We start from the raw sequence: 22,802 nt of genomic DNA, 5'->3' as shown, positions 1-22,802 counted from the left end.
CCGTCAGCTGCTCGTCAGACGGAGATCTTGCTCCGTACCGCATCGGCGATCTCGGTCATGCGGTCGACAGGTGCGTGGCCAATGAGCATGAAGGCATGGGTGGCGTTCGCCCAATAGACGACATTCATGCCCTTGCGGCCTTCGATATCGGGGGCCTTCGGGCCGCCGTCGGAGGCGACGATGCAGAGCGCCATTGGGCCGGTCTCGGGATCCAGATAGGCGATCTGGGCGAGCGGCTTGCCATCATATTGCAGGATCTGGGCGCGCTTGAAATCGATGTCCGGCAGGGCGACCTGCTCCGGCGAGAGTTGCAAGCCGAGGTTGCCGTCCAGGCTGGCGAGCTGCGCTGCCTGCACATCTCTGGCCGGAACGGGACCGGCGAGCGTCTGAGGCGTATAGAGCGAGATATATTCGGCAACGACGGCGCGCCATTCGCTGTTTTCATCCTTGCGCGAGAAACTTGCTCCGACACCGATCATGGCGCGGTCGACGGCGACGCCGGCAACGACCGACGCGGCAAGCGCGCCGAGAAAGCCTCGACGGCTCACGAAGGCAGCCGGCCTTGCAGGTCGGGCGGCGGGAATGGCTGATAACATGGCTACGAGCCTTGCCCGCGGAGCGGCATCGAGCAGCGGCGCAAAGGCTTGCTTGTAAGGCAGGCTTGCCCGCGCCAGGAATTCCAGCCGTTCGACGACAGCCTCGTCTTTCTCGACCATGGCCTCGATGCGGGCAGCTTCTTCAGGCCCAAGTTCACCGTCGATGAAGGCGGTCAGTTCCTCGTCGGAGGGCATTGAGTGCTTCGTGTTCATTCAAATCCCCCCTGCCGGTACGGCCTCGGAGAGCTTCGCGCGGGCAGCTGCCAGCCGGCTCATCACGGTGCCGATCGGAACATCGAGTATGGCGGCGACCTCGCGGTAGGAAAGCCCTTCCACATAGGCGAGGAAAACCGCCGAACGCTGCGCCTCGGGCAGCGCGTTCACCTGTTTCAAAACCTGGTTCGCCATGACATGCGTTTCGGTGTCGCGGGCGCCGTCAAAGGTGAGCGCCTCGTCTGCATCGACGAACCCTTGACCCTGGCGCACGCGACGGGCGCGGATTTCATTCAGCCAGATCGAATGCAGGATCGAAAACAGCCAGCGGTCGAGCCTTGTGCCTGCTACGAACTGATCGACCCGCTCCAGTGCGCGAACACAGGTTGCCTGCACGAGATCGTCAGCCACGTCGCGCTGATGCGAAAGGACGAAACCATAGCGCCACAGACGGTCGAGATGTTCCGCCAGGCCGCTCCTGATATCCGCTTCGCTCGCGATGGTCGCCTCCGCGCTGACTGGCTGTTTCAGAACCGCCGGTCGGACCGGCGATTCTGTTCTGGCGCGACTATAGGCAGGAAATGTGGTATGTGCGACCGACATCCGGAAATACCCTTCAATCAACCTTGCCTCTCTCCTGCCTCGCGCAAGCTCAGATCTTCGACGGATCGATGATGGCAGCGTTGAGGTCCTGATACTCCTCGCATCCGGTGCCGCAGATCGCCTTGATTGTCGTCAGTTGCTCCTTGGCGAGGTCGAGCTCACCCTTGATGACATAGGCTTCGCCGAGATATTCGCGGACCTTGGCGTATTGGGGATCGAGCTTCACCGACTGCAGATAGTAGGAGATGCCCTCGTCCGTGCGGCCGAGCTTGCGGGTGGCATAACCGCGATAGTTCAGCCATTCGGCGTTGTTCTTGTCCTGGACCGTGTCGAGCATGGCGAGCGCTTCTTCATAGCGGCCGGCCTTGGCGAGCGAGTAGGCGTAATCGGTACGGTTGTCGTCCGTTACATTGGCGCTCTGCTGCTTGACGCATTTCTTTGCCTTCTTGTCGTAGATCTCGCCCTTCTTGCAGACCGGCATGGTGCTGCTGTCGTCTCCGATCGCGAAGACGGGGCCGGAGAAGACAGAAGCGGCAATGCAGCTGCCGAGCACGAGGGAAGCAATGCGGACAGTCTTGGTCGTCATGGGATAACTCCTCGGAAAATGACGTTGCGAGGAGTGAACACCGCTGCCAGTAACTTTATTCGGCCGTCTCCAGAATTTTTCGGATCACTGCTTCGTGAAATGCATCAAGTCGAATAAACTCGCCAGCCGGCGTGTTTTCCGCTTGTTCCGCCGGGAACGACCAAGGAGAATATTGTGTCGCAATCCGTTAGACTCTTAAGTCTTGTCACCGCAGTTCCAGACCATATCATCCCGCAGAGCCAGGCTGCCGAGGCCTCAGCCCGCCTGTTTGCCGACCGCTTCAAGGAATTCCGTCACCTCGCGCGCGTCTTCGAGAATGCCGGCATCGCAAAGCGTCATGCCGCCCGCCCCCTCTCCTGGTTCGAAGAGACGCATGGCTGGCAAGACAGGATGGAAGCCTATGAAGAGGTCGCCGGCGCGCTGTTCGTTGCAACGGCAAAGCGCGCGCTTGATCAGGCCGGGCTAACCGTCGATCAGGTCGATTGCGTGGTGACGGTCTCCTCCACTGGCATTACTACGCCCAGCCTCGATGCGCGGCTCGCCGGCCGGCTCGGGTTTCGCGCGGATATCGAGCGCGTGCCCGTCTTCGGTCTCGGCTGCGCTGCCGGCGTTTCCGGTTTCGGCATCGCCTCGCGGCTGGCGCGCAGCCGCCCGGGTGCCGTCGTGCTCTTCGTCGCCATCGAGCTTTGCACGCTCGCCTTCCGTCTGGACGAACTGACCAAACCGAACATCATCGCAACAGCGCTTTTCGGCGATGGGGCTGCAGCCTGCGTGCTGCGATCGGGCGAAGGCGGCGTGGCGGAAGTGGAATCGGCCGGCGATCACCTGTTTCCCGATACGCTCGATATCATGGGCTGGAAGATCGACGACACCGGACTCGGCATCCTGCTGGCGCAGGGACTACCGCCTTTCGCAGAAAAGGAACTCGGCCCGGCAATCGATGGCATTCTGGCGCGCAGCGGGCTAAAGCGCGGCGATATCGACCGTTTCATCTGTCACCCCGGCGGCACCAAGGTGCTGACTGCGATGGAGAGCACGCTTTCGATGGCGCCCGATACGCTCGACATCGAGCGTTCGGTGCTTGCAGATTACGGCAACATGTCCTCGCCGACAGTGCTCTTCGTTCTGGAGCGCGCTATCAACAAAGGCCTGCCTGACCGGGCGGCGATGATCGCCATGGGGCCGGGATTTACAGCAAGCTGCGTAACATTGCGGAGGGTCGCATGATGTGGCCTTCCATCGCTCTCCTGACCTTCGTGACCGCCCAGAGGCTCGCCGAACTCGTCATAGCGCGCCGCAACACGATGGCACTCTTTGCAAGGGGAGCGCGCGAGATCGCGCCTGACCATTACCCCTATATGGTGGCGCTCCATACGGGCTGGCTCGTCGGGCTCTGGATGCTGGCGGCGGGACAGCCGATCCAGCTCTTCTGGTTCTGTGTTTTCATGCTGCTGCAGGTGTTGCGGCTATGGGTGCTGGCGACGCTCCGGGAGCGCTGGACGACGCGCATCATCATCCTGCCTGGCGCCCCGCTCGTCGAAGGCGGCCCCTACCGCTTCTTCAAACACCCGAACTACATGATCGTGACAGGCGAGATCGCAGCCCTGCCTCTTGCCTTCGGCATGCCGTTTTATGCGCTGGTCTTTTCACTCCTTAATGCCGCCATCCTGACGGTGCGCATCAGGGCTGAAAATGCCGCACTGAAAAGCGCAATGATTTTGAAATGAAATGCGATTTTTCGTTTGCGCCGCCGCATCGAGATGGGCATTTTAGCTCTCAAAATGCAGTGGAATGCAGGCGAAAATGACCAAAAACGCAATCGTGCTCGGCGCTGGTATTGTCGGGGTTTCGACGGCCATTCATCTTCAACGCCGCGGTCGGCAGGTGACGCTCATCGACCGCAGGGAGCCGGGTCACGAAACCTCCTTCGGCAATGCCGGCCTGATCCAGCGTGAAGGGGTCATGCCCTACGGTTTTCCCCAGCAGCTCGGGCTGCTGCTGCGCTATGCGCTGAACAACCGCATCGATGCGCATTATCACCTCAAGGCACTGCCGAGCCAGCTCGCCTTCCTCGCCCGCTACTGGTGGAACTCCAATCCGAAGCGGCACGAGATGATTACCAAGGCCTATGCGCCGCTGATCGAGAATTCGATCATCGAGCACAAGGACCTGATCGAGGCGTCGCATGCCGAGGCTCTGATCCGCAGGGACGGCTGGATGAAGATCTTCCGCACCGAGGCCAAGCGCGATGAGGCCTTCGTGGAAGCTGCGGGCTGGAAGGATCAGTTCGGCGTCAGCTACGAGAGCCTGACATCTGCCGATATTGCCCGGCTGGAGCCGAGCATCACCGGGAATTTCGTTGGCGGTTTGCGCTGGGTCGATCCCTGGTCGGTTCTCGATCCGCATGCGCTGACACGCGCCTATCGCAGTTACTTCGAAAGCCTCGGCGGCCGGTTCCTGACCGGCGATGCGGCATCGCTCGGGCCGGTCGGATCCGGCTGGAAGATCATGACGTCAGAGGGCTCGCTGGAGGCCGATGATGCCGTACTGGCGCTCGGTCCCTGGGCAGCCGTCGCAACGCGCCGTCTCGGCTATTCCTTCCCGCTCGGCGTCAAGCGCGGCTATCACATGCACTACGGTGTGCAGGGCAATGCTGTGCTCAACAACTGGACGCTCGATTCTGAGCGCGGCTACTTCCTGGCCCCGATGAACCGTGGCGTGCGCCTGACGACCGGGGCCGAATTCGCAACGCTGGAGGCACCGAAAACGCCGGTGCAGCTCGACCGCGCCGAAGCGGTGGCGCGAACGATATTCCCGTTGGGTGAAAGACTGGATCCGGAACCCTGGATGGGAGCCCGCCCCTGCACGCCGGATATGATGCCCATCATCGGCAAGGCACCGCGCCATCAGGGCCTATGGTTTGCCTTCGGCCACGCCCATCACGGGCTGACGCTCGGGCCTGTGACTGGACGGGTGCTGGCGGAACTGATGACCGGCGAAAAGCCGTTCATCGACATCTCGGCCTATTCGCCTGATCGTTTCAACCCGTAACGCCAAGAGCGGCGAGAGCCTTGAGCGCATTCGCCGCGATATCGTCGATCGTATCGTCGATATCGACGGTCACGACACCCTTTTCGCCTGTCGGCACTTCCAGTGTCTGCAGCTGGCTTTCCAGCAGCGACGTCGGCATGAAGTGGCCCTTGCGGTGCACCATACGATCCGTCAGCAGTTCTTTCGAGCCTTCGAGATAGACGAAATAAAGGTTGTCGCCAGCTGCCGCCCGCAAACGGTCGCGGTAGATACGCTTCAGCGCAGAGCAGGAGACGATGATGCCTTCGCCCTTGGCAAGCGACGCGTTCATCGTCTCGCCGATACGGTCGAGCCATGGCATCCGGTCCTCATCGGTCAGCGGAATACCCTTCGACATTTTCTCGACATTGGAAGCGGGATGCAGCGCGTCGCCTTCGACGAACGGCAGGCCGAGGCCTGCCGCTATCTTTTCGCCGATCGAGGATTTGCCGGAACCACTGACCCCCATGACGATGACTGCATGGAGGGTTCCGCTATTCTCGGTCATCGCTGATCTCGCTCATCGTTGCTGCGTGGAATGCCTACGGGTTTATGAAGCCGCAGGCAACGCAGCATTCTTGCGTGCAAGACGCGCCCTGATCGTTTCGACATCCGCGCGCGGCGTCGCTGCAAACAAGGTCTTGGTATAGTTGTGCTGCGGGTCGCTGAACACCTGATCCCGCGTGCCGTATTCGACCGCCTCGCCGAAATACATCACCATCACTTCGTCCGCCATGTAGCGCACGACCGAAAGGTCATGGCTGATGAAGACATAGGTGAGGTTCAGCTCGTCCTGCAAGTCGGCGAGCAGGTTCAGCACCTGTGCCTGCACCGACAGGTCGAGTGCGGAAACCGGTTCGTCGAGAACCAATAGCCGCGGCTTCAGCATCAGTGCGCGGGCAATCGCGATACGCTGGCGCTGGCCGCCCGAGAACATGTGCGGATAACGATTGAAGTGGACGTCCTGCAGGCCGACCTTCTTCAGCATCGCCATCGCCAGGTCGCGGCGTTCGGCCGCCGGCGTATTGGTGTTGATGAGCAGCGGTTCCATCAGGATATCGCCGATCTTCTTGCGCGGGTTCAGCGATCCGTAGGGATTCTGGAAGACGATCTGGACCTTGCGGCGGATTTCCGGCGTCAGGTCGCCCTTGAAGATATCGACCTTCTTGCCGTCGATCATGAGATCGCCCGAGGTTGCCGGGTCGATCATCGTGACGATACGGGCGAGCGTCGACTTGCCGCAACCACTTTCGCCGACGATTGCCAGCGTCTTGCCCTGCTCGACGGAGAAGCTCACGCCCTTGACGGCATGGACCGTTCTCGCCTTCTTGAACATGCCGCCTGGCAGGTAATAGTCGCGAACGATGTTCTTTGCTTCGAGGACTGGCGTCATCAGGCCGCTCCCTCCACAGTGTTGTTCGGATTGAAAAGTTCGCCGATGGTCGGCAGCCGGTCGCCCGTCGCATTGTCGGGAAGTGCTGCAAGCAGGGCCCGCGTGTAATCGCTCTTCGGGGATTCGAAGAGCGAGAGAACATCGGCCTCTTCCATCTTGCGGCCCTTGTACTGAACGATCACCCGGTCGGCCGTTTCGGCAACCACGCCCATATTGTGGGTGATCATTATCAGGCCCATGCGATGTTCCGTCTGCAGGCGCATCAGCAGATCGAGGATCTGCTTCTGGATGGTCACGTCGAGCGCAGTGGTCGGCTCGTCGGCGATCAGAAGCTTCGGGTTGCAGGCGATCGCAATGGCGATCATGACACGCTGGCACTGGCCGCCCGACATCTGGTGCGGGAAATGGCCGAGCCGCTCTTCCGGATCGGGAATGCCGACGGCCTGGAAAAGCTCGATCGCGCGCTTGCGGCGGGCCGCCTTGTCGAGGCCGAGATGGATTCTCAGCACTTCCTCGATCTGGAAGCCGACCGTGAAGCAGGGATTGAGGCTGGCGATCGGCTCCTGGAAGATCATCGACATATCCTTGCCGATGATCTCGCGCCGCTTGGCGCCGGACATGCCGAGCAGGTTCTGGCCGTCAAAGAGCATCTTGTCGGCCGTCACCTTTGCCGTCCAGGGCAGAAGGCCCATGGCAGCCAGCATCGAGACGGACTTGCCCGAGCCGGATTCGCCGACGATCGCCAGAACTTCGCCGGCATCGACCTTCAGCGAGACGCCGTCGACGGCGCGGAAAGGCCCGGTCGAGGTCTGGAATTCGACGACGAGATTTTCGATTTCGAGAAGCGCCATCTCAGGACCTCTTCATCTTGGGATCAAGCGCATCACGCAGGCCATCGCCCATCAGGTTGATGGCGATAACGGTGATCAGGATGGCAAGACCCGGAAATGTTACGACCCACCAGGCGCGCGAAATGAACTCGCGGGCTTCGGCAAGCATCGTGCCCCATTCGGGTGTCGGCGGCTGGGCGCCCTGCCCAAGGAAGCCAAGGGCGGCGGCATCGAGGATCGCCGCGGAGAAGGCAAGCGTCGCCTGGACGATCAGCGGTCCCAGGCAGTTCGGCAGGATCGTCTTGAACATCAGCCGGAACGTACCGGCGCCTGCGACGCGGGAGGCGACCACATATTCCTTTTCACGCTCGGCCATGACGGCAGCGCGCGTCAGGCGCACGAAATGCGGCTGGTTGACGATCGAGATAGCGATCATGGCATTGAGCAGGCCAGGCCCGAGAACCGCAACGAGCACGAGGGCCAGAAGCAGCGACGGGAAGGCCAGGATGATATCCATGAGGCGCATGATGACGATATCGACGCGACCACGGAAATAACCGGCAACGAGGCCGATCAGAACGCCAGCAACCACCGACAGCGTCACGACCACGACGCCGATGAACAACGAGAAGCGTGCGCCGAAGATCAGACGCGACAGGATATCGCGGCCGACGGCATCCGTGCCGAGCGGATAGGAGAAGCTGCCGCCATCCATCCAGAAAGGGACGGAGAGCAGGAGCTGGCGGTTCTGCTCGTTCGGCGCATGCGGGGAGACGAGCGGTGCGAAGATCGCCAGCAGAAGGATGATGAGGAAAACGAAGAGACCGATGACGGCGCCCTTGTTTCGCGAGAAGTAATACCAGAATTCCGTGAGGCCGGAGGGCTGGTCGGATTTTGCAGTAACCGTGCTCATGAACCGCTCCTAGTGCCTGATACGCGGATTGATGAAGCCGTAGGCCAGGTCGACGATCAGGTTCACCAGCATGATGATGCCGGCGATCAAGAGGAGACCACCCTGGACGACTGCATAGTCGCGTTTGAAGACAGCATCGACCATCCACTTGCCGATACCCGGCCAGGAGAAGATCGTTTCGGTCAGAATGGCGCCTGCGAGCAGCACGCCAACCTGCAGGCCGATCGTGGTGATAACAGGGATCATGGCGTTTCTGAGTGCATGAACACCGACGACACGGAGCGGCGCGAGACCCTTGGAGCGGGCCGTGCGCACATAATCCTCGCCGAGCACTTCGAGCATGGCCGAGCGGGTCTGGCGGGCGATCACCGCAAGTGGGATCGTGGCAAGCACCACGGTCGGCAGAATGAGATAGCTGACGGCCGAGGCGAAGGCGCCCTTCTGGCCGGACAGAAGACTGTCGATCAACATGAAACCGGTGACCGGCTTGAAGAAATACATCAGCGAGATGCGGCCGGAGACCGGCGTCCAGCCCAGATAGCCGGAGAAGAAGATGATGAGCAGCAGGCCCCACCAGAAGATCGGCATCGAATAGCCGATGAGGGCAACACCCATTACACCCTGGTCGAACCATGTGCCGCGTTTGACGGCCGCAAAGACACCCGCCGGCACGCCGAGAAGGACAGCCACCAGGATGGCGCAGAGCGACAGCTCGAGCGTTGCCGGGAAAAGCGTGAAGAACTCGCCGAGTACAGGGCGCTTGGTGACGATCGAGGTGCCGAGATCGCCATGCAGCACTTTTCCGAGATAGTCGAAATACTGCGCATACATGGGCCGGTCGAAACCGAGATCGTGCATGATCTGTGCGTGACGTTCAGGTGCCATGACACGTTCGCCCGACAATAGCATGACGGGGTCGCCAGGAAGCAGGCGGATGAACGAGAAGGCAATGAGCGAAACGCCTAGGAAGGTCGGTATCAGGACTGCGAGGCGCCCGATGAAAAATCGCAACATAGCAGGTTGTCCAATAGTTTCCGGCGGTCAGGTGGAACCTGACCGCCGGTCAAGCCCGGTTTTGCCGGGCAGTTTATCATTTTTCTTATTCGGCGATATCAACGCCGTCGAAGCGGTGAATGCCGAGCGGGTCCATGAAGAAGCCCGACACCTTCTTGCTGACCGGTACGAAAACCAGCGAGTGGTCGAGTGCTGCCCAGGGAGCTTCCTTCTTGAAGATCACCTGTGCTTCTTCGTAGAGCTTCGTACGCTCAGCAACGTCAGCCGTCTGCTTGGCCTTGGTCATCAGAGCGTCGTAGTCCTTGTTGCACCACTGAGCGCGGTTGTTGCCGCCGACAGCGTCGCAGCCGAGCAGCGTGTCCATGAAGTTGTCCGGGTCGCCGTTGTCGCCGGTCCAACCGAGGATGACGGCGCCATCGCGCTTCACATCGGAGGAGAGCTTCAGATATTCAGCCCATTCATGGGTGACGATCTCGACGTTGACGCCGATCTTGGCAAAGTCGGCCTGCATCAGTTCGGCGGCGCGGCGAGCGTTCAGCATGTACGGACGCGAAACCGGCATTGCCCAGATCTTCATCGACAGATCCTTGACGCCAGCGGCTTCGAGAGCCTTCTTGGCACCGTCCGGATCGTACTTGTCGTCCTCGACCTTGTCGTTATAGGACCACATGGTCGGCGGGATCGGGTTCTTGGCAACCTGGGCTGCGCCCTGGAAAACGGCGTCGATGATCGCCTGCTTGTTGATCGCCATGTTCAGCGCGCGGCGAACTTCCGGCTTGTCGAACGGAGCCTGCTGGGTGTTGTAGGCGAGGAAGCCGACGTTCAGGCCCGGCTGTTCCATAACCGTCAGGTTCGTGTCCTTCTTCAGCTCGGCAACGTCGGCTGCGTTCGGATACGGGATCAGGTGGCATTCGCCGGCCTTGAGCTTCTGGGCGCGAACAGCAGCGTCGGGGGTGATCGCGAAAACGAGATCGTCGATCTTTTCCTTGCCCTTGAAATAGGCTTCGTTGGCCTTGTAGCGGATAACGGCATCCGGCTGATAGGCGACGAAGGTGAAGGCGCCCGTGCCGACCGGCTGCTGGTTGAACTGGGCCATCTTGCCGTCAGCAGCAAGCTTGTCGGCATATTCCTTGGAAACGATGGAAGCGAAGTCCATCGCGAGGTCGGCCAGGAACGGCGCTTCCGGATGGTTCAGCGTGAACTTGACCGTCAGGTCGTCAACCTTCTCGACCGACTTGATGAGGTCGGGGAAGCCCATGCCGGCAGCGTATTCGTAGGAACCGCCTTCGACATACTTGTTCCACGGATTGTCGGACTTGATCTGGCGCTCGAAGGAGAAGACGATGTCGTCAGCGGTCAGATCACGCGACGGGGTGAAGAAATCGGTCGTCTGGAACTTCACGCCAGGATGCAGCTTGAACGTATATTCCTTGCCATCCGGGGAAACCGTCCAGCTGTCGGCGACGCCAGGCTCGATCTCCGTACCACCGTGCTTGAATTCAACGAGGCGGCTGTAAACCGTGCGCGAAGACGCGTCAAAGGTCGTGCCCGCCGTGTAGAGGCTCGGATCGAAGCCTTCCGGCGATCCTTCGGAGCAGTAGACAAGCGTCTTGGAATACGCGGCGGTGGCCATGACCGAAGCCAGGGCTGTCGCTGTGAGCAGGACAGAGAACTTTTTCATGATGTCGTTTCCCAGGTTTGTTCTTTTTTGATCTTTAGAGATCGGGAGCTCATTACCCCGATCAACGGGCCGATGGAACGATATTTATTTGCTGAAAGCAACGGCATCCGCAGAAAATTTTTCCAGAAAAGTAATTTTAGAAATTTTCGGTCAAAAATAGGCCAAAATTTGCAAGATTGAGGCAGATTTCATCCGATTCCCGTCGCTTTTGGTATAATTTCGCGTCGCGAAACGGCTTTGAAAGCGGTTTCAAGCTGACCTGATATATCACTACTCCGTGAGCGCCAACAAAAAACCACGGCCATCGAAAGCGACCGTGGTTCATGAGGCAATCGGAATAATTCTGATATCAGGCAGCTGGTGCCGGAACAGCCGGTTTGCGCAGATCACCGGTGAGGCCAAGCAGAAAACCGATCTGCGGCCGCGCCTTGACCAGATCGTCAATCGAATATTCGGTCAACACGTCGAAGAAAGCATTCAGCGCCTTGCGCAGCGCAGAGTTGAGGCCGCAACTGTCCACCAGAGGGCATTCGATGGCACCATCCTCAAAGCATTCCGCCATGGCGAAACTGTCTTCGGTGACCTTCACGACATCGAAAAGGCTGATATCAGTCGCCGGCCTGCCAAGGCGCACGCCGCCGTTGCGGCCGCGCACGGTTTCGACCAGGCCCGCCTTGTTGAGAGGCTGCAGGATCTTGAACAGGAAGAGTTCGGAAACACCATATGCCCTGGCAATCTCCGGGATCCGGCTCAACTGTCCTTCATTGGCTGCACAATACATCAACATGCGAACCGCATAGTTGGTCTGCTTCGTCAACCGCATGCCAATCTCCTGAATCGTCTTTGCAAGGGGTATATAGTGGCATTCGCAGTTTTGAACAATTCCAAAATATGAAATTCACATTCAGCTTAACTGAGGCCGATTGCCGCTGGCTTACCGGACTTCGAGGCTTCTGGCATAGTCGAGGATAGCCTGCCGGCGCTCGGGTGTTCCGGGGTGGGTCGATAGCATGCTTGTTCCGGAGTGATCTTCAAACTTATCTTCCAGTTTTTCAAAAAACCGGGCGATCGCAAGAGGGTCCATGCCGCCTGCCCGCATCAACTCGACCGAACGTTGATCCGCCTGTCGTTCAGCGCTGCGTGAGTAGGAGAGCGCCAACAGACCGCCGCCTTGGGTCAGGATATCTTCGACACCAGAGCCCACATCGCCTGCGATCAACATCACGAGAGCGGCCATGCCAGCGGCGCGATAAAGCTGCCGAAGGCTGTGCTTGTATTCGACATGACCGATCTCATGGGCAAGAACGCCCGAAATCATTTCGTCATCGCCGTCGGCGAGTTGGATCAACTGATCGGTGATGACGATGTTGCCATCAGGAAGCGCGAAGGCATTCGGACCGATTGCACCGCCATCACGGAAATTCAGAGTGTAGGCCGCAGCCCCCTCCTTCGTCTCGCCGGCAATGCGTGCGAAGCGTGCGGTAATTTCTGTCTGGCGCTCCTGTGGCACCTCGCTTTTCGACAGGACGGTCGTATCAAGCGTGCTGAGCGTGCCCGACGACATCATCTGTGGCACGACAGGCGGCGTCACCAGAACGGCAATCTCAACCAAAAGCGGCAACGCATAGCGATAGATACCGATGGCAAGAAGCACGACGATTGCCGCAAAAGCGAAGATGCGCGGATGGAATTGTTCGAGCCGGTGAACCCAGTCGGCATGTCGACGCCCGTTCTTCTTCACAAATGTGTCGATGGCCGCATTGTCAGTCGTTTCGAAGAGCGAGCCATCCGAGAAGTTGATCCGGCGCGGAATGTCCCCCACTCTTGCGCTGATCGACAGGCTCGAGAGCGCACCTTTGGAAAGCTGGTTTCCATCAGCAGAGACCGCGGAAATGCCATCCGCGCGGAAGACGAGGGTCGCGATGACGCGACCGCTCGACCCTGGCGGATACCACTCTCCGCTGGCGATGACTTCGCGGTCAGAAGCCAAAATCGAAGCCTTCCATGCTCATATATTCCGCGCCGATCGCGCCTCCGCTCTGCTGAACCGCAGTGACGACATCACCGATATCGCCATCGACGGCAATTGCGGTGTGTTCCACGACATAACGGGTCAGACGCACAGCCGCCCAAGGGCGCATCAGACCAAAGGTGCAGATCGTCACCAGCAGGTTCGACAATGTGATCCAGGCGTAACGGCCACGCGACAGATCGCTCCTCAGCCGGTGACGACCATCGATCACCATCGACGACCATACGATGTTATGGACAGCCGCGCGGTAAACGATACCGGCAAGCGCGTAGGCTATAAGGACGCCGAATGTGACGGAATAGATCGAACCGATCAACACGGCCCCAGGCAGATCACCGGAGGACTGGGTCGCAATTGCTCCAGCTATCAGGACTCCCAGAATTGCGATACCAATGATCGTGATGATCGCCGGGATGATAAGCGCGAGATAGAGCAATCCAATACGTGGATCGACAAGGAACTTGCGATCACCATAGCGAAGATTGTTGAACACATAACGGTTCAGCCACCGGCTGGCGAAAGGTGCCAGCAGACCAAACGAGATAGCGGCCAAAAAACCGCCGACCATGACAGCGACAAACGCACCGCCAACCGTACCGACGAAATCAAATCTGACATTGCGATAGCTCGTCACCCGCGCGTTAAAGCGGATGCCGCGCATAACCAACCACGGCATTGCGATCAGCGCGAGGACCAGCGTGACGAATCCGAAGAGAGGATGAAGGCTCGCCAGAATATTGAGAACGATGACCACGCCAAAAACAATCAGTCGACCGATGAAAATCTGTTTGCCGGTGGCGTGATATTCGAAGCTGCTGCCGAGCAGGACGGTATTTCCATAAAAATACCGGTTACGGCGAACCTTCGCCCAGGCCGAATAGATGCCAAGCGTGACGACTGTCAGAAGGATGTTGACGATCCAGATGCCAAAATATTCCGATGCACTACCGGTAAATTTCGCGCGTTCAAATGAATTTACGGCGGGCTTCGCCGTTCCAAAGTCCATGATGTTTCCCCCAAACCCGACATTTGCAGCTGCGCCACGGAATCAGCCGTGGGACGATGCGCGTGTTCATAGCTTGAGAAGCAAAACTTCACGGAATTAACAACCAGTAATCGAACAAAAAGAGGGCCTTCCAGCCCTCCAATTGCAAATCTCTGTGGCTTTCGCGTCACTTCATCGTCGGCATGACGAATTCGGCGTCGCCCTTGATACCCGAGGGCCAGCGCGCGGTGATAGTCTTGGTCCGGGTCCAGAACTTGATGGAATCCGTACCATGCTGGTTGAGGTCGCCGAAGCTCGAAGCCTTCCAGCCGCCGAAGGAATGGTAGGCGAGCGGCACCGGGATCGGAACGTTGATGCCGATCATGCCAATATTGATGCGGGAGGCGAAGTCGCGGGCCGCATCGCCGTCACGCGTGTAGATCGCAACGCCGTTGCCGTATTCATGCTTCATCGGCAGGGACAGCGCTTCTTCATAGTTATGAGCGCGGACGACCGAAAGGACCGGTCCGAAGATCTCGGTCTTGTAGATGTCCATCTCAGGCGTGACGTGGTCGAACAGGCAGCCGCCGACAAAATAGCCGTCTTCATAACCCTGAAGCTTGAAATCGCGGCCGTCGACGACGAGCTTGGCGCCTTCTTCGATGCCCTTGCTGATCAGGCCCTGGATGCGGTTATAGGCATCCTTGGTGATGACGGGACCCATATCGGCCTTGTCGTCGGTGTAAGGGCCGATGCGCAGAGACTCGATCTTCGGCACCAGCTTTTCAACGAGGCGGTTGGCGGTTTCCTCACCGACCGGGACGGCAACGGAGACGGCCATGCAGCGCTCGCCGGCCGAACCGTAGCCGGCGCCCATCAGGGCGTTGACTGCCTGGTCCATATCGGCATCGGGCATGATGATCATGTGGTTCTTGGCACCGCCGAAGCACTGGGCGCGCTTGCCGTTCGATGCAGCCGTTCCATAGACATAACGGGCGATCGGCGTGGAGCCGACGAAAGAGACGGCACCAATATCGGGATCAGTGAGGATCGCATCAACGGCAGTCTTGTCGCCGTTGACCACGTTGAGGATGCCAGCCGGCAGACCAGCCTCGATCATCAGTTCGGCAAGGCGGATCGGCAGAGAGGGATCGCGCTCGGAGGGCTTCAGGATGAAGGCATTGCCGCAGGCGATCGCCGGAGCAAACATCCACATCGGGATCATGCCCGGAAAGTTGAAGGGCGTGATGCCCGCGCCAATGCCGACCGGCTGGCGGATCGAATACATGTCGATCGCAGGACCGGCACCTTCGGTGAACTCACCCTTGGCAAGATGCGGGATGCCGCAGACGAATTCACAGACTTCGAGGCCGCGGATCACATCGCCTTTGGAATCCTCGACCGTCTTGCCGTGCTCGCTGGAGAGCAGCGTCGCAAGCTCATCCATGTGCTGGTTCAGGAGATCGACGAACTTGAAGAAGACGCGTGCACGACGCTGCGGGTTGGTGGCAGCCCATTTCGGCTGCGCGGCCTTAGCGTTTGCAACGGCGGCGCGCAGTTCCTCGACGCTTGCGAGCGCCACCTTTGCCTGCACTTCGCCGGTCGCTGGATTGAAGACGTCGCTGGTGCGGCCGCTGGTGCCGGCAACCTTCTTGCCGCCAATGAAATGACCAATCTCACGCATGGGTATTCCTCCTGATCTTCTGGATGGCGCAATAATCGCACTTCAATTTTCACAAATCAATGCGCTATAATAAGCAACCGTTGTGCGTATATTATAGTTCGACGACTGCAGTGAGCGCTCCTGCTACAAAACTGGCATCACATAGGAACAAGTCAAAGGGAAGATCGAACCGATGAGGGAGAAACCTATTGTCAGAATGGCGGAGCTGGAGATCGATCCAGATACGATCGAAACCTACCGGGCGCTGCTGATCGAGGAAATCGAGGCATCAGTCGCGCTGGAAGACGGTGTCCTTTCTCTGAATGCCGTCTCCATCAAGGATCATCCGAACATAATCCGTATCCTTGAGGTCTACGCCGACCGGGACGCATACGAGGCTCATCTGCAGACGCCGCATTTCCTCAAATACAAGAAGGAGACATCAGGCATGGTGACATCGCTGACGCTCATCGACGTCGATCCGATTGCGATGCGCTCAAAACCATGAACTGGGATGATGTACGAATTTTCCTGGCCGTCGCCCGCACCGGACAAATCCTTGCGGCATCGAAGCGGCTGGGGCTCAATCACGCCACACTCTCGCGCAGGCTGACCTCGCTGGAAGAGGCGTTGATGACGCGGCTTTTCATCCGTCGCACAAATGGGTGCGAGTTGACCGCAGAAGGCGACATATTTCTTGCCTCGGCAGAACGGATGGAGACGGAAATGCTAGCCGCGCAGGCCAATCTCGGCCACACCGATACGGCCATTGCGGGGACAGTGCGCGTCGGCGCGCCTGACGGCTTCGGTGTTTCTTTTCTTGCGCCACGCATGGGCAGGCTGATCGAGCGCCATCCGGCACTGAAGATCCAGCTGGTGCCGGTGCCGCGCTCCTTTTCGCTGTCGCAACGCGAAGCGGATATCGCCATCACGCTGGAACGACCGGAACAGGGCCGGCTGGTTTCCTCCAAGCTTACCGATTACACGCTTGGGCTCTACGCATCGGCGGAGTATCTGACGCAACACAAAAAGCCCGGCGATATCGATGACCTGAAAGCCCATCCGCGCATCGGCTACGTCGAAGACCTGATCTTCACTGCCTCGCTGAATTTCTCCGGCGAAGTGATGCGCAGCTGGGATGCCGGGTTCGAGATCTCGACGGCGATCGGCCAGACGGAGGCCGTGCGCTCCGGTGCGGGTATTGGCATTCTGCACGACTATATCGCCCGGCAACATGAGGAACTGGTCCGCATCCTGCCGCAGGTTTCCATTCGCCGCGCCTATTGGACGACCTATCACGAAAGCGCACGCGATCTGGTGCGCGTGCGCAGCGTCATCGACTTCCTGCAGGAACTCGTCGACGAGGAGAGGCAAATCTTCCTTTGAAGCCTTTTCTGGTTCAAAGATGCTTCGCCGGTTCCTCGTTCTCATCAGGATTGGGAAGCGGTGTTTCATCCGGCAACCGGTCAGGCTCCGGCTCCTTGATCGGCGGCACCGGTTTCCAGCCCGGTGAAGGCATCGGCGGTTGGTCGGGATTGGGTTCGTTCGGGACGGACATGGCCGGCTCCTTTACGATTACAATATCCGGTTATTTATCTTGGCTGACGGCTTCGGCAGCACGCATCGGCATGCTGTCGATGATCGCGAAAAGTTCCGATGATGTGATCGGCTCGCTGACTTTCAGCTTCACCGTGCCGTCCTTGCCGAGCAGGAAGGCGGCGAATTCACCCGGGTCAGGCGCACCGAGTTCTTTCCGGAGCGCTTCGCCATCCAGCCCGTCGCCGCTTCCGAAGACCGGTTTTATGCTCGATCCAACGAGCATGAGGACGACCATATCGCGTTCGTCGAGCGCATTGCGATCGGCAAGCAACTGGTTTTCCTGTCTTGCTGCGCGGGAATTATCCCGGTCGGCAATCACAACGAAGACGCGGTTCTTCCACTGGAACTGTTCGAGGCTGGCGACGGCTGCGTAAGCCGCATTGGTCTCGTCGATCTTCGTTGCGCCGTAAAGAAGGGTCTTGGACATACACATACTCCCGTCACCGGTGAACGGTGCGGGAGCCGCAAGAGTTCCAACCATGTTGCTTTAAAAGGGACGACGGCCGATCAGAAAATGCTGATCGGCCCCGTCGCTACGTCAGATATGCAGAAACGCAGAAATCGGAACCTGCAGGGCTGCAGCAATACGCCTCAGCTTTGCGGGATCGGTGCTTTCGCCGTTTTCAATTTCGAGGATTTCGCCATTGGCCAGACCGCAGGTCACTGCGAGGTCTTCAATACTGTAGCCAACCGCACTGCGTGCGCCCTTAACCGCAGCTGCCACGTCAATCGGGGAAACAGCGGTCGATTCCTCTATATTCTGAACAGAAATGGACATCAAATTCTCCTTAATGCCTCGGTGGACTGTCCCTACCCCCAGGCGGCAAGCCGCCAGCATTTCGCGACGCAACGAAAACATTGGGCAATTGCTGCATCGCACCGCACATAAATAGGTAAACTAATGTTAACGGCAATAGCAAAATGCGAGGAGGCATCATTTTGACGTCAAAAAGCGCCGATGCCGTGCACTGCCGAACAGGAATACCAACTTATGGGAGAGAATGGTACGGTTGGGGGGTCTCGAACCTCCGACCTCAGGTGCCACAAACCTGCGCTCTAACCAACTGAGCTACAACCGCACAATTGCCGCGCTCGGCGCGACGGGGGTCACATACGAGGACTTGAACTTTAATTCAAGCCCCGATTTGCCTTCAATATACAAAAAGGCCAAACACGCGGTCCAGCCTTTATTGCATATGACGATTGTCGATCAGGCAACCTTGAAGGATGCCATGGCCTTTTCAGCTGCTTCCTTGGAAGGCTTTGCAACCTTCTCGGCAACCTGCTTGGTAGTTTCCTGCAGCGCCTTCGCCTGCTCGACGGTCACTTCAGCCTGCTTGCGCAGGAAGGAGGTCTGCAGCTCGAAGAATTCGGCGACGGACTTGACGCCGAGAAGCGCTTCCATGTGGGAGAGCGAGCTTTCGGCGTTGACGCGTAGCGCGTCGATCGCCTTGAGGCCGATTTCAACGCTGCCGGCCTGCGCGGTCTGCACCGTTGCTTCCAAGGTCTTGCCGGCTTCTTCGCCTGCGGACTTCAGCTTGGCGTAGGCTTCCTTGGACTGCTGAGCACCCTTTTCGGCGAAGTCGCGGAAGGACTCAGCCAGCTTGCTCGGGTCGAAAGAGGCAATTGAAAAAACGTCATCGGTCTTTATGGTAGCCATCGGATCGCGTTCCTTTAAGATGGGCAAAGCTTCTGCCCGCGATAAATTGGATGGATCTTATATAAGGCATTTCGTTGTGCATTGCAACATTATTGTGCGACGCACAATGCGTTAACCTTTCCGGCCGAAAGCTCCCGGCTCTTCTGGACCGGTCGCAGACCTGCAGTTATTAATAAGCAGTTAATTTGAAGAGGCCGAAAGCGACAGGTTCGATCATGCCCGCAGTCCAGTATCCGTTCATCGATATTGCCGTTCATGCGCGGGTTCGTGAACGATTTTCGCGTGGCGAGGCCATGGTCCTGTTCTCGTCCGACCTTTCCCGTCTGCTGTGGGCAAACGGTGCGGGAGCCGAGCTTTTTGGCCATACTGCGGTCTATGATCTGCTCGACCAAGGTATCAGCCACGCCGATATCACCTTTCGCCAGCTCGAAGCGACTGCCCGCCAGCTCAACGAAGTCGGCGACCAGAAAACCTTTGTCATCCGCATCGCCAAGGGCTTCCAGCGCGTTCAGGCTCCGGCTTCATCGGAGCTCATCCGTCTCGCTTCGGGCGAGAAGGCAATCCTGTTTTCCGTCCCGGTTTCCACTCGTCCACTGACAGCGGGCGCAAGCGCTGCGCAGATGCTGCAGGGACTCGATGATCCGGACACGCATATGGCGGTGATCGGGGCCGAAGGTGACGTCATAGCCGCTTCGCCAGGTTTCGCCTCGCTCGGCATCACTCAGCAGGCGGCAAGGACACTCATCACGCTTGCCGGAGCCCATCCGGACCGGCTGGTGAAGCGACCGGTCGCAACCGGTCGTGGTTATCTGCCGGCTGCCGTCGGCAAACTCAACGACGAGCCCGCACTCCATCTTCTCTTCGCCGTCGAGACGGCAATCGGTCATCTCGACCCGATCGAGCCCTCCGCCAATGTCGAAGAGCCTGCGCCGCAGGAAATTGCATCGGCAGAAACCGCAGTGGCTGATATCGCCGGTGTCGCGGCGCCCGCAGCCGGCTTCACCGAAGCCGAGGCGATCGATGCCGTTTCCGGCATCGAAGAAGTCGAGGAAACGCTGGAAGACATTACCGGCGAGACGGAGGGCTCAGTCGAGGTCAGCGAACCGGCAGCAATCGAAGCCCAATCCGAGCCGCAGGTGGATGACGGCGTTTCCGGTCCTGAAGTCGACGTCGAGAATACCCGCGGGCAGATGGAGCAGCCGATCGAGGCGTCTGCTGCAACGGAAGCAACCGTGGAGACAGATGCAGAAGCTCCGGTTGCCGAACAGATCGAGCCGTCCGCTTCCGTCGCCGAAAACTTCGCGGCAGCACCCGTGGTTCCGGATGAGCCTGACAGCGCCCTGAAAAGCAGCTTCGTCTTCAAGCCGAACAGCCGCGCCACCCGCTTCGTCTGGAAGATCGATGCGGAAGGCCGTTTCAGCGAAGTTTCGCATGAGTTCGCCGAAGCTGTCGGCCCGCACGCGAGCAACATCATCGGCAGCGCTTTCTCGGACATCGCTGCCCTCTTCAACCTCGATCCGGAATCAAAGCTCTCCGAGGCCCTGGCACGTCGCGACACCTGGTCCGGCAAGACGATCTACTGGCCGATCGAGGGCACGAGCCTCGTCGTACCGGTCGATCTTGCCGCCCTGCCGACCTACACACGCAACCGCGACTTCGATGGTTTCCGCGGCTTCGGGGTGGTGCGTCTGTCGGACGCTCAGGAAGATCCTCTGGCGCTCGGACTGACGCTGGGGCCAGACGGCATCGGCCATGATGCCTCCTATCTTGGACCGGCCAACGAAACGGTGCCGGAAGAGGCTGAACTGCCGCGAGAGCAATCTGACGAGGTTGCCGAGGCTGCGCCGCAGGGCGAAGATGCAGTAGCTGCCGTCGACGAAAACACCGGCTCGGACGTGGAAGCAGCAGAAGAAGAAACCGTCCCGGAAGAGACGGTTGCTTCGGAACCTGTCGACGAGGAGCAATCTGCCGCCGAGCCAGTTGCCGAGCATCGTCACGAGCCGCGCGACGGGCAGGACGAGCCGCCAGCGCTGCGTCTTTCCGAGACGCCGAGCCGCCGCTTCACCGACAAGATCGTACAGTTGCACAGTGCGGGCAGCGGTCTGACAGCTGCCGAACAGGCAAATTTCCGTGAAATCGCCAAGCGCCTCGAGGCCTTCGGCGCGCGCAACGACGAGCCGGTCACGCCGCCGCAGCCGGAGCCTGATGCCGAACAGGCATCCGCCCCAGAAGAGACAGTTAACCAGCCTTCCGTCTTCGAACCGACAGTACCTCAGGAAGCAATCTACGAAGCCGCGGCAGAACCGCTGGCGGAAGAGGCTGCCGCCGAAGTGGAAGAAATTCCTGCAGCTGAAGCGGAAGACGAGGTGACGGAAGGTCTGCAGGAGACGGTCAGCCAGATCGAGGTCTTGACCAGCTTCATTCCGCCGCGCGTGAAGATGACGGACGGGCTTTCGGCTGCGACCGTCGATCTGCTGCCTGTTGCGGTGCTGATCCATGCCGGCGACCAGCTGATCCATGGCAATCCGGAGTTCATGCGGCTGACGGGCTATAATTCCGTCGAAGCCCTCTCCGAAGTGGGTGGCATCGATGCCTTGCTGCAGCGCCACGACCTCGAAAACGGTGCGGGCACGATGATGCTCGTCAAAGCCGATGACAGGCTGGTACCGGTCACGGCCCGCCTGCAATCGGTTCGCTGGGAAGATTCCAACGCCCTGATGCTGGCGCTGATGCCGGTCGAAAGCCGCGAGGAAGGCAAAGGCGAGGTTATCCGCCTCGACCAGCGCACCGACCGGATGGTGGAGAAGGTCGCCAAACTGCAGGTCGAGGTGGAGGAATTGCGCTCGATCCTGGAGACGGCGACCGATGGCGTCGTGGTCATCGGCACGGAAGGCGATATCCGCTCGATGAACCGTTCGGCAAGCGCCCTCTTCAACTACGACGAACAGGAAACGCGCGGCAAACCCTTCGTCATGCTGTTTGCCCATGAGAGCCAGAAAGCGGTGCTCGACTATCTGCACGGGCTTTCCGGCCATGGTGTCGCAAGCGTGCTGAATGATGGGCGCGAGGTGATCGGTCGCGAGGCTGCAGGCGGCTTCGTGCCGCTGTTCATGACCATGGGGCAATTGACCTCTTCCAACGGTTATTGCGCCGTCATCCGCGATATCACCCAGTGGAAGCGCACCGAGGACGAGCTGCGCAATGCCAAGGGCGCAGCCGAAACCGCCAATGCCCACAAGACGGATTTCCTTGCCCGCGTCAGCCATGAGATCCGCACGCCGCTCAACGCCATCATCGGCTTTTCCGACATGATGGCGAGCGAGCGCTTCGGGCCGATCGGCCATCCGCGCTACATCGAATATGCAAACGACATCGGCCGTTCCGGCAGGCATGTTCTCGATATCGTCAACGACCTGCTCGATATTTCCAAGATCGAGGCGGGTGAGATGGATCTCGACTTCGCCTCCGTCGGCCTCAACGAAGCGATCTCGGAAGCAGTGGCACTGGTGCAGCCGCAGGCAAACAGCCAGCGGGTCATCATTCGCACAGCCCTGTCGCAGTCGGTTCCCGACGTCGTCGCCGACCTGCGCTCCATCAAGCAGATCGCACTGAACATCCTGTCGAACGCCATCCGCTTCACGCCATCAGGCGGGCAGATCGTCGTTTCCACATCCTATGAGACGAACGGCAGCGTGGCGGTGCGGGTGCGCGATACGGGCATCGGCATGACGCGCAGCGAACTCGACCAGGCAATGAAGCCATTCCGGCAGGTGTCCTCCACGCAGTCGCGTCATCGCGGCGACGGCACCGGTCTCGGCCTGCCGCTCACGAAGGCAATGGTCGATGCCAACAGGGCGATTTTCTCGATCAATTCTGCGCCGAATGAGGGTACGCTGGTGGAGATCACTTTTCCGTCACAACGTGTGCTGGCGGGTTAAAGCCTCGTTCTCCGCGCAATATCAAAC

Annotated in this window: 23 protein-coding genes and 1 tRNA gene; 6 read left to right on the top strand and 18 right to left on the bottom strand. The window is 59.4% G+C overall.

Translation table 11 applies throughout. From position 1 onward, the window contains the following. Window positions 1-14: 14 nt before the first annotated feature. The 3 genes from LVY75_13225 to LVY75_13215 are packed head-to-tail and all read right to left on the bottom strand — an operon-like array spanning window position 15 to window position 1,998. Complete coding sequence (locus tag LVY75_13225; GenBank protein ID XAZ24177.1) at window positions 15-809, bottom strand: anti-sigma factor; 795 nt, start codon at window positions 807-809, stop codon at window positions 15-17. Further along, window positions 810-1,412: an RNA polymerase sigma factor gene (locus LVY75_13220; protein XAZ24176.1), complete on the bottom strand. Its 603-nt coding sequence runs from the start codon at window positions 1,410-1,412 to the stop codon at window positions 810-812. A 49-nt stretch (window positions 1,413-1,461) separates the two neighbouring features. Continuing rightward, window positions 1,462-1,998 carry a tetratricopeptide repeat protein gene (locus tag LVY75_13215; GenBank protein ID XAZ24175.1) on the bottom strand — a complete coding sequence of 179 codons (537 nt, stop codon included), beginning with the start codon at window positions 1,996-1,998 and terminating at the stop codon, window positions 1,462-1,464. A 174-nt stretch (window positions 1,999-2,172) separates the two neighbouring features. Between LVY75_13215 and LVY75_13210 the strand changes: the two genes are divergently transcribed. The 3 genes from LVY75_13210 (at window position 2,173) to LVY75_13200 (ending at window position 5,049) form a co-directional block, all read left to right on the top strand. Continuing rightward, on the top strand, window positions 2,173-3,225 hold the full coding sequence (locus LVY75_13210) for a type III polyketide synthase (protein XAZ24174.1): 1,053 nt from the start codon (window positions 2,173-2,175) through the stop codon (window positions 3,223-3,225). Next, a complete protein-coding gene (locus LVY75_13205) occupies window positions 3,222-3,725 on the top strand; it encodes a hypothetical protein (protein XAZ24173.1) in 504 nt (167 codons plus the stop codon). The genes LVY75_13210 and LVY75_13205 overlap by 4 nt, the downstream gene beginning before the upstream one ends. Before the next feature lie 76 nt (window positions 3,726-3,801). Further along, a complete protein-coding gene (locus LVY75_13200; GenBank protein ID XAZ24172.1) occupies window positions 3,802-5,049 on the top strand; it encodes an FAD-binding oxidoreductase in 1,248 nt (415 codons plus the stop codon). Here LVY75_13200 and LVY75_13195 read toward each other — a convergent pair. The 10 genes from LVY75_13195 to LVY75_13150 form a co-directional block, all read right to left on the bottom strand. Then, a complete protein-coding gene (locus tag LVY75_13195; GenBank protein XAZ24171.1) occupies window positions 5,039-5,575 on the bottom strand; it encodes a gluconokinase in 537 nt (178 codons plus the stop codon). The two genes, LVY75_13200 and LVY75_13195, sit on opposite strands and share 11 nt — an antisense overlap. A gap of 42 nt (window positions 5,576-5,617) precedes the next feature. Next, on the bottom strand, window positions 5,618-6,460 hold the full coding sequence (locus LVY75_13190) for a dipeptide ABC transporter ATP-binding protein (protein ID XAZ24170.1): 843 nt from the start codon (window positions 6,458-6,460) through the stop codon (window positions 5,618-5,620). Continuing rightward, window positions 6,460-7,311 (bottom strand): ABC transporter ATP-binding protein, encoded by an 852-nt coding sequence (locus LVY75_13185; protein ID XAZ24169.1) that lies wholly within the window; start codon window positions 7,309-7,311, stop codon window positions 6,460-6,462. Before LVY75_13185 ends, LVY75_13190 begins: the two co-directional genes overlap by 1 nt. Window position 7,312: 1 nt before the next feature. Continuing rightward, window positions 7,313-8,203 carry an ABC transporter permease subunit gene (locus LVY75_13180; protein ID XAZ24168.1) on the bottom strand — a complete coding sequence of 297 codons (891 nt, stop codon included), beginning with the start codon at window positions 8,201-8,203 and terminating at the stop codon, window positions 7,313-7,315. 9 nt (window positions 8,204-8,212) lie between these two features. Further along, window positions 8,213-9,217, bottom strand: a complete 1,005-nt coding sequence (locus tag LVY75_13175; GenBank protein ID XAZ24167.1) for an ABC transporter permease subunit — start codon at window positions 9,215-9,217, stop codon at window positions 8,213-8,215. Window positions 9,218-9,302: 85 nt separating this feature from the next. Beyond that, window positions 9,303-10,898: an ABC transporter substrate-binding protein gene (locus LVY75_13170; GenBank protein XAZ24166.1), complete on the bottom strand. Its 1,596-nt coding sequence runs from the start codon at window positions 10,896-10,898 to the stop codon at window positions 9,303-9,305. 349 nt (window positions 10,899-11,247) lie between these two features. Then, complete coding sequence (gene rirA / locus LVY75_13165; protein XAZ24165.1) at window positions 11,248-11,721, bottom strand: iron-responsive transcriptional regulator RirA; 474 nt, start codon at window positions 11,719-11,721, stop codon at window positions 11,248-11,250. Window positions 11,722-11,832: 111 nt separating this feature from the next. Continuing rightward, window positions 11,833-12,888: a M48 family metallopeptidase gene (locus tag LVY75_13160; protein XAZ24164.1), complete on the bottom strand. Its 1,056-nt coding sequence runs from the start codon at window positions 12,886-12,888 to the stop codon at window positions 11,833-11,835. Continuing rightward, window positions 12,878-13,936: a DUF898 family protein gene (locus tag LVY75_13155; GenBank protein ID XAZ24163.1), complete on the bottom strand. Its 1,059-nt coding sequence runs from the start codon at window positions 13,934-13,936 to the stop codon at window positions 12,878-12,880. Before LVY75_13155 ends, LVY75_13160 begins: the two co-directional genes overlap by 11 nt. A gap of 166 nt (window positions 13,937-14,102) precedes the next feature. Further along, a complete protein-coding gene (locus LVY75_13150) occupies window positions 14,103-15,599 on the bottom strand; it encodes a CoA-acylating methylmalonate-semialdehyde dehydrogenase (GenBank protein XAZ24162.1) in 1,497 nt (498 codons plus the stop codon). Window positions 15,600-15,771: 172 nt separating this feature from the next. Here LVY75_13150 and LVY75_13145 point away from each other — a divergent pair, with 172 nt between their 5' ends. Beyond that, the gene (locus LVY75_13145) at window positions 15,772-16,086 is read left to right on the top strand and encodes an antibiotic biosynthesis monooxygenase (protein ID XAZ24161.1); all 315 of its coding nucleotides are present in this window, start codon (window positions 15,772-15,774) and stop codon (window positions 16,084-16,086) included. Further along, complete coding sequence (locus tag LVY75_13140) at window positions 16,083-16,964, top strand: LysR family transcriptional regulator (GenBank protein XAZ24160.1); 882 nt, start codon at window positions 16,083-16,085, stop codon at window positions 16,962-16,964. The genes LVY75_13145 and LVY75_13140 overlap by 4 nt, the downstream gene beginning before the upstream one ends. A 13-nt stretch (window positions 16,965-16,977) precedes the next feature. On the opposite strand, the gene LVY75_13135 is transcribed toward LVY75_13140, so the two are convergent. The 5 genes from LVY75_13135 to LVY75_13115 form a co-directional block, all read right to left on the bottom strand. Further along, window positions 16,978-17,136, bottom strand: a complete 159-nt coding sequence (locus LVY75_13135; GenBank protein XAZ24159.1) for a hypothetical protein — start codon at window positions 17,134-17,136, stop codon at window positions 16,978-16,980. Between the two features lie 30 nt (window positions 17,137-17,166). Continuing rightward, window positions 17,167-17,604, bottom strand: coding sequence for a DUF4174 domain-containing protein (locus tag LVY75_13130; GenBank protein XAZ24158.1), 438 nt, complete (start codon window positions 17,602-17,604; stop codon window positions 17,167-17,169). A gap of 111 nt (window positions 17,605-17,715) precedes the next feature. Then, window positions 17,716-17,955, bottom strand: coding sequence for a helix-turn-helix domain-containing protein (locus LVY75_13125; GenBank protein XAZ25712.1), 240 nt, complete (start codon window positions 17,953-17,955; stop codon window positions 17,716-17,718). A gap of 224 nt (window positions 17,956-18,179) precedes the next feature. Further along, window positions 18,180-18,256: transfer RNA gene (locus LVY75_13120), tRNA-His, on the bottom strand. Between the two features lie 131 nt (window positions 18,257-18,387). After that, entirely contained in the window at window positions 18,388-18,837 is a 450-nt protein-coding gene (locus LVY75_13115) for a phasin (GenBank protein XAZ24157.1), read from the bottom strand. A gap of 215 nt (window positions 18,838-19,052) precedes the next feature. On the opposite strand from LVY75_13115, the gene LVY75_13110 reads away from it, so the two are divergent. Continuing rightward, window positions 19,053-22,775, top strand: coding sequence for a PAS domain S-box protein (locus LVY75_13110; GenBank protein XAZ24156.1), 3,723 nt, complete (start codon window positions 19,053-19,055; stop codon window positions 22,773-22,775). Window positions 22,776-22,802 lie beyond the last annotated feature (27 nt).

It is taken from the genome of Sinorhizobium sp. B11 (assembly GCA_039725955.1).
Classification (GTDB): domain Bacteria; phylum Pseudomonadota; class Alphaproteobacteria; order Rhizobiales; family Rhizobiaceae; genus Rhizobium.
The sequence above is the reverse complement of the archived record's forward strand: the minus strand, read 5'-3'. Positions and strand labels throughout refer to the sequence as shown.